The following is an 11,754-nucleotide window of genomic DNA, read 5'->3' on the forward strand; positions in this document are numbered from 1 at the left end:
GCGTGGGCCGGGTGCGCCTGCCTCCTGTGATTCGCGGTGCCGCGTCGAGCTGATTCGACCGGCCGCGGCCACACCGATACAGAGCACCCGCAAGGGTGCTTTTTTATTGCCCGCGTTTTATCCAGCCTCCGGCGCATCGCCGCCGCCGCCTTCCACCGCAGTCCCGGAAACCGAAGGAGCACGTGTCGTGAATACCACGGAAGACACTCAAGCCTAGCCGCGCGCCTTGTCGCCAACAGGGGCGCGCGGCCTCCCGTGTTGGCAACCAAGAAAGCGAATCCGTATGAACACCACCACTGTTTCCCGCTGGCGCAACCTCGGCATCATTGCCCACGTCGATGCGGGCAAAACCACCCTGACCGAACGTCTGTTGTGGAAAACCGGCGCGATCCATCGCACCGGCGAAGTCCACGACGGCGCCGCCACCACCGACTTCAACCCGATCGAGCAGGACCGCGGCATCACCATCGGCGCCGCGGCCGTGCAGACGCGCTGGACGCCGCAGGGTCAGGCCGAGCACCGGCTGACCGTGATCGACACCCCGGGCCACATCGACTTCGCGATCGAGGTCGAGCGCTCGCTGCGTGTGCTCGACGGTGCGGTCGCCGTGTTCAGCGCGGTTGACGGCGTGCAGCCGCAATCGGAAACCGTGTGGCGCCAGGCGCGCCGGCACGGCGTGCCGCTGATCGCGTTCGCCAACAAGATGGACCGGGTCGGCGCCTCGCTGGAGCTGGTGCTCGCGCAGATGCGCGACAAGCTCGACGCGGTGCCGTGGCCGCTGGGTCACGCCTTGGGCGCGGAAAGCGAGCTGCACGGCTGGGTCGACTACGTGGCGCGCGAGATCGTGCTGTGGGATGCGGCCGACGTGATGTCGCGCCGGCCCTGGAGCGCCGAGGAAGCGCGCGAGTACGAACCCTTGCGCCAGCGCCTGGTCGAAGCCGTCGCCGATCACGACGACGAACTCGCCCAGGCCTATCTGGAGGCGCGCGCGATCGATGCCGGGGCGCTCAAGGCGGCCCTGCGTCGCGGCACGCTCAGCGGCGCCGGCACGCCGGTGCTGGGCGGTTCCGCGTTCAAGAACAAGGGCGTGGAAACCTTGCTGGACGCGATCGTCGACTACCTGCCGTCGCCCTTGGACCGGCCCTGGGTGCGCGCCGAAAGCGAGCACGGCGAGGTCGCGCTGGCGCCCGACGCTGCGGGTCCGCTGGCGGCGCTGGTGTTCAAGATCGCGCACCAGGAACACGGCGCGCTCTCGTTCGTGCGCCTGTACTCGGGCACGTTGCGGGTCGGCGACACGGTGTGGGCCTCGCGGCGCGGCAAGCCGCAGCGGGTCGGACGCCTGGTCGTGGTCCAGGCCAATCGTGGCCGCGATGTCGAGGTGGCGTACGCCGGCGAGATCGTCGCGGTGCAGGGTTGGAAGGACGCGGTCAGCGGCGAGACCCTCAGCGGCAGCGACCGCAAGCTGGTGCTGGACGCGATCCAGGCCCAGCCGGCGGTGTTGTCGTGGCGCCTGACCGCGGCCAAGGCCGGCGACCTGATCCGTCTCGGCCAGGGCTTGGCGAGTCTGGCCCAGGAGGATCCGTCGTTCCGCGTCGGCAGCGACCAGGACACCGGCGAGACCCTGGTGTGGGGCATGGGCGAGCTGCACCTGGACGTGATGGTCGAGCGCCTGCGTCAGGAGTGGAACGTCGAAGTCCGCACCGGCTCGCCGCGCGTGGCCTACCAGGAAACCCCGAGCCGCGCGGTAACGCGCGTCGAGGGCAAGCTGTCGAAGCAGAACGGCGGCAGCGGCCAGTTCGCGCGCGTGCTGATCGATGTCGAGCCGCGCGAGGACGGAGGTTTCGAGTTCGTCGACCGCACCACTGGCGGCGTGGTCCCGCGCAACTTCGTCTCCGCGACGGAGAAAGGGCTGCGCGCCGCGCTCACGGAAGGCCCGCGCGGCTATCCGGTGGTCGGGCTCACGGTGAGCCTGGTCGACGGCGAGACGCATGCGGTGGATTCGTCCGAACTCGCGTTCCAACGCGCGGCGGGCGAGGCCCTGAAGGCGGCGCTGGCGCTCAGCGGCACGACGCTGCTGGAGCCGGTGATGGCGCTGGTCGTGGACACGCCCGCCGGCAACGTCGGCGACGTGGTCGGCGATCTGCAGCGGCGTTCCGGCCGGGTCGTGGCGATCGACGACAAGGGCACGCGCGCCGATGTCAGTGCGCGCGCGCCGTTGGCGCAGTTGTCGGGCTACACGACCGCGCTGCGTTCGCTGACCCAGGGACGGGCTTCGGCGTCGGTGGTCTTCAACGGCTACGAGGCCGCGCGCGACGCCTGAGTGGGCAACAACTGAGTACGCAACACCTGAGTGCGCAACACGCAGGGGAAAACCGAGGGGCCGGCATTGCCGGCCCCTTTTTTTGTCTCGTCGCCCGCTTTGCTCAGACCGCGGCCGGCCGCAGCCGCAGCAGGCCCACGCCCATCGCCGCGAAGCCCGTGCCCAGCGCGCGGTTGAGCCAGCGCGCGCGGCGCGGTTGCGCGAACCAGCGCCGCAGCACCCGCGCCAGCGCGACGTAACACAGATGCGAGAGCACCGTGCAGGCGGCGAAGCTCAGGGTCAGGGCGAAGAACTGCGGCAGCAGGGGCGCGTCGGCGCGCATGAACTGCGGCAGCAGGGCGGTGAAGAACAGGATGCTCTTGGGGTTGGTTGCGGCCACCAGCAGGCCCTGCAGGAACAGGCGTCGCGGCGAACTCACGGCGGCCGGTGCGGGCGCGCGCGCGAACAGATCGTCGCGCGCGCGCCATTGGCGGATGCCGAGCCAGATCAGGTAGGCCGCGCCGGCCAGCTTGAGCGCGCCGAACAGCCAGGCCGAGGTCTTCAGCAAAGCGCCCAGGCCCAGCATCGCCGTGGCCGCGACCAGGAACACGCCCAAGGCGTTGCCGGCCGAGCCGAGCAGGGCGCGGCGCGCGCCGTGGGTGGCAGCGTTGGACACCGCCAGCAGGACCGCAGGCCCGGGGCTGAACGCGGTCAGCAGCGCCAGCGAGCAGAACAACAGCCAGGAAGTTGCGCTCATCTCTGGGTTTCCCTATGGCTTACCAGCCGGCCAGAGTCAGCTTGCCCACGGTCGTTCCCGACTCCAGACGGCGATGCGCCTCGCGCAGATTGGCCGCGTCGATCTTGCCCAGGGTTTCGCTGTGGGTGCCGCGCAGTTCGCCGGCGTCGATCAGCTTGGCGACGCGGTCGAGGATGCGCGCCTGTTCGACCATGTCGCCGGTCTGGAAGCGCGGCCGCGCGAACATCATTTCCCAATGGATGCCGATGCACTTGGCCTTGTACGGGTCGCCGATCCGCAGCGCGCCGCTGGGTTCGACGATCAGGCCGACATGGCCCTGCGGCGCCAGCAGTTCGCCGATCGCCTCCCAATAGCGGTCGGTGTCGGCCAGGTTCAGCACCGCCTCGACCTGAGCGTGGCCCAGCGCCTGCAACTGCGGCAGCAGCGGCTGGCGATGGTCGACGACGTGGTGCGCGCCCATTGCGCGGCACCAATCGACGGTCTCCGGGCGCGAGGCGGTGGCGATCACGTTGAAGCCGGCGCGGCGCGCGAGCTGGATCGCGATCGAGCCGACGCCGCCGGCGCCGGCGATCACCAGCACGGTCTTGCCGACGCCGCCCTTGTCGGCGTCGAAGGGCATGCGCTGGAACAACAGCTCCCAGGCGGTGATCGCGGTCAGCGGCAGGGCCGCGGCCTGGGCCGCGTCCAGGGACTGCGGCGCGTGACCGGTCACGCGTTCGTCCACCAGCTGCAACTGCGCATTGCTGCCCGGGCGGGTGATGTCGCCGGCGTAGTAGACGCGGTCGCCGACCTTGAAACGGGTGACCGCCTCGCCGACCGCGACGATCGTGCCGGCCGCGTCGTAGCCCAGCACGCGCGGCTGCGCTTCGACGCTGGGCTTGGGCGCGCGCACCTTGGTGTCGACCGGATTCACCGACACCGCTTCGACCTGCACCAGCAGGTCGTGGCCCTTGGGCGCGGCAGGGTCGGGCAGCTCGACGTCGAGTAGAGACTCGGGATCGTCGATGGGGAGATAGCGGGTGAGGGCGACGGCTTTCATGGTGCGGCTCCGGGAATCTGGGACGTAGTGTGAGGCGGGCGACGGATACGGATCAGAACGCGGACAGCACCAGGCCGCCCTCGGCGCGTATCGCCGAGCCGTTGACGACCGAGGCGGCGGGGCTGGCGACGAAAGCGACCACGCGCGCGATCTCGGCCGGCTCGGCGAAGCGGCGCAGCAGCGAGGTCGGGCGCGCGGTGTCGAAGAACTGCTTTTCGAACTCGGCCGTGCTGACGCCCTGTTGCTGTGCCAGCTGTTCGACGAACACGCCCACGCCCTCCGAACGGGTCGGCCCGGCCAGCACCGAGTTCACCGTCACCTCGGTGCCGGTGGTCAGCTGGGCCATGCCGCGCGCCAGCGCGATCTGCGCGGCCTTGGTCACGCCGTAATGGATCATCTCGGCCGGAATCTGCAGGCCCGACTCGCTGGACAGGAACACCACCCGGCCGCGGTTGCGCTGGAGCATGCCGCCGAAGTAATGCCGCGACAGGCGCACGCCGCTCATCACGTTGGCGTCCCACAGGCGCTGCCATTCCTCGTCGCCGATGTCGGCGAAGTCGGTGGGAACGAAGATGCCGAGGTTGTTGATCAGGATGTCGGTCTGCGGCACCGCGGCGATGAACTCGGCCGCGCCCTGCGCGCTGGCCAGATCGGCGGCGACGCCGCGCAACTGCGCGTCGGGCAGGGTGGCGCGCAGCGAGGCCAGCGCGGCGTCGACGCGGGCCTGGCTGCGGCCGTTGACGACGACGGCGGCGCCGGCGCGCGCGAGTTCTTCGGCGATGGCGTAGCCGATGCCGGCGGTGGAGCCGGTGACGACGGCGGTGGAACCGGAAAGGGTAGCGGTCATGTCGGTACTCGCGATGCGTGGGAGGGGCGGGAGCGGTCGATTCAGGCCAGCACGATTCAAACTAGCGCGGGTCAAGCCAGTGCGGGTCAGACCGGCGCGGGCGTGCGCTCGGCGAACATGCCGTTCCAATACGGGTAGTAGGGATAAGGCGGTGTGACGCGGCTGGCCTGGTCGAGCAGGGCGACGTGTTCGGCGCTGAGGTTCCAGCCGATCGCGCCCAGGTTCTGGCGCAGCTGTTCCTCGTTGCGCGCGCCGATCAGCACGCTGGACACGGTCGGGCGCTGCAGCAGCCAGTTCAGGGCGATCTGCGGGATCGTCTTGCCGGTGTCGGCGGCGACCGCGTCCAGCGCGTCGACGATGCGGTACAGGCGCTCCTCGTCGACCGGCGGGGCGAAGCCGGCGGTGTCGTGCAGGCGGCTGCCCTCGGGCAAGGGCTGGCCGCGGCGGATCTTGCCGGTCAGGCGGCCCCAGCCCAGCGGGCTCCAGACCACCGCGCCCACGCCCTGGTCCTGGGCCAGCGGCATCAGTTCCCATTCGTAGTCGCGGCCGACCAGCGAGTAGTAGGTCTGGTTGGCGACGAAGCGCGAATAGCCGTAGCGGTCGGCGACCGCCTGCGACTTCATCAGCTGCCAGCCGGAGTAGTTGGACACGCCCAGGTAGCGCAGCTTGCCGGCGCGGACCAGGTCGTCGAGCGTGGACATGACCTGCTCGACCGGGGTCTGCGCATCGAAGTGGTGCAGCTGCAGCAGGTCGATGTAGTCGGTGCCCAGGCGCTGCAGGGCGCGGTCGACGCCGCGGATGAGGTTATGACGCGAAGCGCCGACATCGTTGGGACCGTCGCCGGCGCGCAGGCTGAGCTTGGTCGACAGGATCGCCCGGTCGCGGCGGCCCTGCAGCGCGGCGCCGAGGATGGATTCGGAGGCGCCGTCGGAATACACGTCGGCGGTGTCGAACAGGTTCACGCCGGCGTCGAGGCAGATGTCGATCAGGCGCTGGGCTTCGGCGACATCGGTATTGCCCCAGGCGCTGAACAGCGGGCCTTTGCCGCCGAAGGTGCCGGCGCCGAAGCCCAGCACCGGGACCTTGAAGCCGGAATTGCCGAGAAAGCGGGTGTCCATGGCGTGTTCCTTAGATTGAATGAAAGACGCGCGCCGGCTTGTGCCGCACGCTGCGATTGGGAAAGGATCAGCCGGCCGGGCAGGTCGCCGTGTCGCTCAATACCGGCGCGCGCGGCGCATCCAGGCGTGCCGCCCACACCGCCAGCACGATGCCCGACACCGTGACCAGGGCCGCGACCCAGGTCACCGCGCCCAGGCCGAGGCCGACGTCGATGACTGCGCCGCCGAGCCAGGCGCCCAGCGCATTGCCGAGGTTGAACGCGCCGATGTTGAGGCTGGAGGCGAGGTTGCGACCGGCGCTGTCGGTCTTCTGCAGCACCCACAGCTGGATCGGCGAGACCGTGGCGAACGCGGCGATGCCGAGCAGGGCCACGAAGATCACCGCCGCGATCTTGCTGTGCAGGGCGAAGGTCATCAGGCCCAGCACCACCGCCAACGCGACCAGGGTGCCGATCAGCGCCGGCGCCAGGCGGCGGTCGGCGAGGCGGCCGCCGAGCAGGTTGCCGGCGATCAGGCCGACGCCGAACACCAGCAGGATCGGCGACACCGCGTTTTCGGCGAAACCGGTGACCTGGGTCAGGATCGGCTGGATGTAGGTGAACACGGTGAACACGCCGGCGAAGCCGAGCACGGTCATGGCCAGGCCCAGCAGCACCTGCGGGTGGGTCACGGCCTTGATCTCGTCGCGCAGCGCGGCGTTTTCCTGATTGCCCTGGTCCTTGGGCACCAGGGTGGCGATCACGACGGTGGCGATCACGCCGATCGCGGCCACCGCCCAGAAGGTCGCGCGCCAGCCCAGGTGCAGGCCCAGCCAGGCGCCGGCGGGCACGCCGAGCAGGGTGGCCACGGTCAGGCCGACGAACATGATCGAAATCGCCGAGGCCTTGCGGTCCTCCGAGACCAGGCCGGTCGCGACCACCGCGCCGACGCCGAAGAAGGTGCCGTGGGCGAGCGAGGTGACCACGCGCGCGATCATCAAGGCGGTGTAGTTGGGCGCGATCGCGCAGGCGATGTTGCCGAGGGTGAAGATCAGCATCAGCGCGACCAGCACGGTCTTGCGCGGCAGGCGTCGGGTCGCGGTGGTCAGCAGCGGCGCGCCGACGAACACGCCCAGGGCGTAGCCGGAGATCAGCAGGCCGGCCGCGGCGATGCTCACGTGCAGGTCGGCGGCGACCTGCATCAGCAGGCCCATGATCACGAATTCGGTGGTGCCGATGCCGAAGGCGCCGGCGGTGAGGGCGTATAAGGCCACGGGCATGCGCTGCTTGGCGGCGGGGAGAGCAGGCGCGTTCAGTCGATGCCCTGTCGGCTCCGACTGCCCGGCTTGGGGCGGCCGGGCCGGGCTATCCGAAGCGGGCGCGGTCGCGCCATGGACGGCATCGGCGTTGGGGCGGGAATCGCGATTCATGACGGCGAACCTGACGAGAGGAGGCGCGCAGTCTGGAAGCTTGCATCTTCTGCAAAAACCACCAAGATGGCTAATCAGTTTCAACGAATACTTGATAAACGGCCATGGACCGAGTCGGCGACCTTGCCCTGTTCCTGCGCGTGCTCGATCTGGGCTCGATCAGCGCGGCCGCGCGCAGCCTGGACCTGTCGGTCGCGGTCGCCAGCCAGCGCTTGAAGCGGCTGGAACGCGACCTGGGCGTGCGCCTGCTGCACCGGACCACGCGCCAGCTCCACGCCACCCCCGAGGGCGCCGCTTTGGCCGAACAGGGCCGGGCCCTGGTCGAGGACCTGGAAGCCCTGACCGGCGGCCTGCGCCAGGCCGCGAGCGAAGTCGCCGGCACCCTGCGCCTGACCGCCTCGGCCTCGTTCGGGCGCCAGTACCTGTCGCCGCTGCTGCCGGAGTTCCTGGCCCGGTATCCGCGGGTCAAGGTCAGCGTCAACCTCAACGACCAGTTGCTGGACCTGGTCAGTTCCGGCTTCGACATGGCGATCCGGATCGGCGCGCTCGAGGACTCGAGCCTGGTCGCGCGCAAGCTGGCGCCGAACCGGCGCGTGATCTGCGCCTCGCCCGAGTACGTGCGCCGCCACGGCATGCCCAACTCGCCCGAGGAACTCGCCCGCCACGAGTGCTTGATGCTGGTCGGCAGCCAGGGCCGCCAGGACCTGTGGCGCCTGCACGACCGCGCCGGCCGCGAGATCGCGGTGCGGGTGTCGGGACGGTTCGAAAGCAACCTGGGCGAACTGCTGCGCGATGCCGCGGTCGCCGGCCTGGGCATCGCGCTGCATTCGACCTGGCACGTCAACGAAGACCTGCGCGCGAAACGGCTGGTGCCGGTGATGCCCGACTACGGCGTCGCCGAATCCGGCATCTACGCGGTGATGCCGCAGCGGCGGTTGATCCCGCCGCGGGTGCGCGCATTCAGCGACTTCCTCGCCGAACGCTTCGGCGAGCATCCGCCGTGGGAGCAGTACGAACTGTCGGTGCCGTAAGGGCCGTTGAGCGAGGCCGGCCCGCTTCCGCGTCCCCGCTTTCTGTGGGAGCGGCGTAAGTCGCGATCGAGCCGCACGCGCGATGCAGGCTCCGCCAGCGCGCCATCGCGGCTCACGCCGCTCCCACAGAAGGCCGAAGCGCTGACGAAGACCTGCGCGCGAAACGGCTGGTGCGGGTGATGTCCGAACGCTTCGGCAAGCATCCGCTGTTGGAGCGGTATGAGCTGTCGGTGCCGTAGGGACGGTTGAGCGAGGGGGCCCGATTCCGCGTCCCCGCTTTCTGTAGGAGCGGCGTAAGCCGCGATCGAGCCGCACGCGCGATGCAGGCTCCGCCAGCACGCCATCGCGGCTTACGCCGCTCCTACAGAAGGCCGGAGCGCGACCGTCGTGCCCTCAATCGAAGGCGAACGCATCCAAGGCCAGCGAACCCATCTCGTGCGAACGATGGATCGTGCGCACCGACGGCTGCGTGCCGGCCGCGCCCAAGGCCACGAACAGCGGCATCAGATGCTCGACCGTGGGATGCGCATGCCGCGCATGCGGCGCCTGCGCCTGCCAGTCCATGAGCGCGGCGTGATCGTGCGAGTCCAGGCGTTCGTGCATCCAGTCGCCGAACTCGCGCGCCCACGGCGCCAGCGGGGCGTCGCGCTGCTGCCAGTCGAGATCGCCGAGGTTGTGCACGAAACCGCCCGAGCCGATCACCAGCACGCCCTCCTCGCGCAAGGGCGCGAGCGCTCGACCCAGCGCGTAGTGCTGCGCGGCCGTGCCGTGCGGCATCACCGACAGCGGCACCACCGGGATGTCGGCCTGCGGATACATGCGCCGCAAGGGCACCCACACGCCGTGATCCAGCCCGTGCGCTTCGCGTACCTTGGGATTCAGGCCGGCCTCGTCCAGGCGCGCGCGGATCGCTTCGGCCAGCGCCGGATCGCCCGGCGCCGGGTAGCGGATCTGGTACAGCGGCGCCGGAAAACCGCCGAAGTCGTGCACCGTGTGCGGGCTCGCATGCCCGCCCAGCATCGGCCGGTCGGTCATGAAATGCGCCGACGCGACCACGATCGCCTTCGGCCACGGCAGTTGCGCGCCCAGCGCATCGAGGAAGCGGCCAGCGGCGGAATCCTCGACCGCCAGCATCGGCGAGCCGTGGGACAGGAACAGGGTGGGCAGGCGGGTCGGGATATCCATAGCGAAAGGGTGATCCCGGCCGCGGCCTTTTGCCAGCGCCGGCCGTCGCTCGCTGCGTTCCGCCCGTGTGGGCAAACGCCGGCGTTCGCGCCGGACCCACACGCGCGGCCGCAGACTGCGGGTCCGCCGTCCGCACCGGGCCACGCCTGCATGAGCCACGCCGATATCCGCTCCGCCGTCCGTCCCCAGCCCGACCCGCCGATGCGCGCCATCGCCGATTACGTCGCCGACTACCGGATCGAATCGCAGGACGCCTACGACACCGCCCGCACCATGCTGCTGGATTCGCTGGCCTGCGCGGCGCTGGCGATGGACCACCCGGCCTGCGTTCGCCACCTCGGCCCGCTGGTGCCGGGCGCGGAACTGCGCGGCGGCGCGCGCGTGCCGTTCACCGCCTACGAACTCGATCCGGTCCAGGCCGCCTACAACATCGGCGTGCAAATCCGCTGGCTGGACTTCAACGACACCTGGCTCGCGGCCGAATGGGGCCATCCTTCCGACAACCTCGGCGCGATCCTCGCCGTCGCCGACTACCTCGGCCGCCGCGCCGAAGCCGAAGGCGGCCAGGCGATGACGGTGGGCGAGGTGCTCGGCTACGCGATCAAGGCCCATGAAATCCAGGGCGGCTACGCGCTCAGGAATTCCTTCAACCGGGTCGGCCTGGACCACGTGATCCTGGTCCGCCTGGCCTCGGCGGCGGTCGCCACCGCCATGCTCGGCGGCGGCAAGGACGCGATCACCGACGCCGTCTCGCAGGCCTGGGTCGACAACGGCAGCCTGCGCGCCTACCGCCACGCGCCCAACACCGGCCCGCGCAAGAGCTGGGCCGCCGGCGACGCCTGCCGTCGCGCCGTCACCCACGCCCTCGACGCCGTCCGCGGCGAGCCCGGCTACCCGAGCGCGCTGTCGGCGCCGACCTGGGGCTTCTACGACGTCGCCTTCGGCGGCCGGCCGTTCGAGTTCGAGCGGCCGTTCGGCAGCTACGTGATGGAGAACATCCTGTTCAAGATCAGCTACCCGGCCGAGTTCCACGCCCAGACCGCGGTCGAATGCGCGATGCGGCTGCACGGGCAGGTCAAGGACCGCCTCGACGACATCGAGCGCATCGAACTGCGGACCCAGGAGGCTGGGGCGCGCATCATCGACAAGACCGGCCCGCTGGCCAATTACGCCGATCGCGACCACTGCCTGCAGTACATGGTCGCGGTGCCGCTGATCTTCGGCCGCCTGACCGCCGACGACTACACCGACGCGGTCGCCGCCGACCCGCGCATCGACGCCCTGCGCGAGAAAATGCGCGTCGCCGAGCATCCCCCATTCAGCCGCGACTACTACGACCCCGACAAGCGCTACATCGGCAATTCGGTGCAGGTGTTCTTCCGCGACGGCAGCGCCACCGAGAACGTGTCCGTCGACTACCCGGTCGGCCACCGCAAACGCCGCGCCGAGGGTGGGCCCCTGCTGATGGCCAAATTCGAAGCTGCGGTCCGCGCCCGGTTGGCGCCGGCCCAGGCCGATACACTGCTCGCCCTCGCTGCGGCCCCGCAGCGGCTGGACGCGCTGCCGATCACCGGTTTCCTGGCCCTGTTGCGGCCCTGATTCACGGTCTCGGCGGTGCCGGCGTTTACCACGAATGCGGCTGCGAATGTTAGATGCCTGTTAACATGGCTTTCACATAGGCAAACCTAACCTGCGCAGGATGGCGTCGGAAGGCGGCCGTCCTGAACGGTAGGAAGCTCACAGACGCGGTTTCCAAATTTTTCTGAACCAAGGAGCTATAACAAATGAATAAGAAACTCCTCTGCGCCGCCCTGCTGGGTGGCCTGAGTCTGGCCCAGGCGGCCAGCGCGCAGGATTTCGACGACCGCTGGTACATCACCGGTTCGGCCGGCATGAACCTGCAGGACAACGACCGCGGTACCCGTAACGCCCCGTTCGTGGGCCTGGGCGTGGGCAAGTTCATCAGCCCGAATTGGTCGGTCGACGGTGAGCTGAACTATCAGCACCCGAAGTTCGACGCCGACCAGGACCTGTCGTGGAGCCAGTACGGCGTCTCGCTGGACTTCCGTC

The 11,754-nt window shown here is 69.9% G+C and carries 10 protein-coding genes; 4 read left to right on the forward strand and 6 right to left on the reverse strand.

The window, feature by feature from the left end; all coding sequences use genetic code 11:
- Positions 1–283 precede the first annotated feature (283 nt).
- Positions 284–2,320 carry an elongation factor G gene (gene fusA, locus ASD78_RS03375; RefSeq protein WP_056098396.1) on the forward strand — a complete coding sequence of 679 codons (2,037 nt, stop codon included), beginning with the start codon at positions 284–286 and terminating at the stop codon, positions 2,318–2,320.
- A gap of 103 nt (positions 2,321–2,423) precedes the next feature.
- Here the strand turns inward: fusA and ASD78_RS03380 are convergent, their stop codons facing one another.
- The 5 genes from ASD78_RS03380 to ASD78_RS03400 all read right to left on the reverse strand — a co-directional run bounded on the left by ASD78_RS03380 (position 2,424) and on the right by ASD78_RS03400 (position 7,318).
- Positions 2,424–3,056, reverse strand: coding sequence for a LysE family translocator (locus ASD78_RS03380; protein ID WP_056098399.1), 633 nt, complete (start codon positions 3,054–3,056; stop codon positions 2,424–2,426).
- A 19-nt stretch (positions 3,057–3,075) separates the two neighbouring features.
- Complete coding sequence (locus ASD78_RS03385) at positions 3,076–4,095, reverse strand: zinc-binding alcohol dehydrogenase family protein (protein ID WP_055902428.1); 1,020 nt, start codon at positions 4,093–4,095, stop codon at positions 3,076–3,078.
- 52 nt (positions 4,096–4,147) lie between these two features.
- Entirely contained in the window at positions 4,148–4,942 is a 795-nt protein-coding gene (locus tag ASD78_RS03390; protein WP_056098401.1) for an SDR family oxidoreductase, read from the reverse strand.
- An 86-nt stretch (positions 4,943–5,028) separates the two neighbouring features.
- Positions 5,029–6,060 (reverse strand): aldo/keto reductase, encoded by a 1,032-nt coding sequence (locus tag ASD78_RS03395; RefSeq protein ID WP_056098403.1) that lies wholly within the window; start codon positions 6,058–6,060, stop codon positions 5,029–5,031.
- A 67-nt stretch (positions 6,061–6,127) separates the two neighbouring features.
- Complete coding sequence (locus tag ASD78_RS03400) at positions 6,128–7,318, reverse strand: MFS transporter (RefSeq protein WP_056098405.1); 1,191 nt, start codon at positions 7,316–7,318, stop codon at positions 6,128–6,130.
- A gap of 254 nt (positions 7,319–7,572) precedes the next feature.
- On the opposite strand from ASD78_RS03400, the gene ASD78_RS03405 reads away from it, so the two are divergent.
- Positions 7,573–8,499 carry a LysR family transcriptional regulator gene (locus ASD78_RS03405; RefSeq protein ID WP_055902436.1) on the forward strand — a complete coding sequence of 309 codons (927 nt, stop codon included), beginning with the start codon at positions 7,573–7,575 and terminating at the stop codon, positions 8,497–8,499.
- 393 nt (positions 8,500–8,892) lie between these two features.
- Here the strand turns inward: ASD78_RS03405 and ASD78_RS03410 are convergent, their stop codons facing one another.
- Positions 8,893–9,684 (reverse strand): class III extradiol ring-cleavage dioxygenase, encoded by a 792-nt coding sequence (locus tag ASD78_RS03410; protein WP_055902438.1) that lies wholly within the window; start codon positions 9,682–9,684, stop codon positions 8,893–8,895.
- 150 nt (positions 9,685–9,834) lie between these two features.
- Between ASD78_RS03410 and ASD78_RS03415 the strand changes: the two genes are divergently transcribed.
- Together ASD78_RS03415 and ASD78_RS03420 are read left to right on the forward strand one after the other, a co-directional pair.
- Positions 9,835–11,283, forward strand: coding sequence for a bifunctional 2-methylcitrate dehydratase/aconitate hydratase (locus tag ASD78_RS03415; protein ID WP_056098407.1), 1,449 nt, complete (start codon positions 9,835–9,837; stop codon positions 11,281–11,283).
- 185 nt (positions 11,284–11,468) lie between these two features.
- The coding region (locus ASD78_RS03420) for an outer membrane beta-barrel protein (RefSeq protein ID WP_156087557.1) at positions 11,469–11,754 on the forward strand (286 nt) is incomplete at its 3' end.

The sequence above is a fragment of the Lysobacter sp. Root667 genome, assembly GCF_001427715.1.
Taxonomy (GTDB): Bacteria; Pseudomonadota; Gammaproteobacteria; order Xanthomonadales; family Xanthomonadaceae; genus Lysobacter.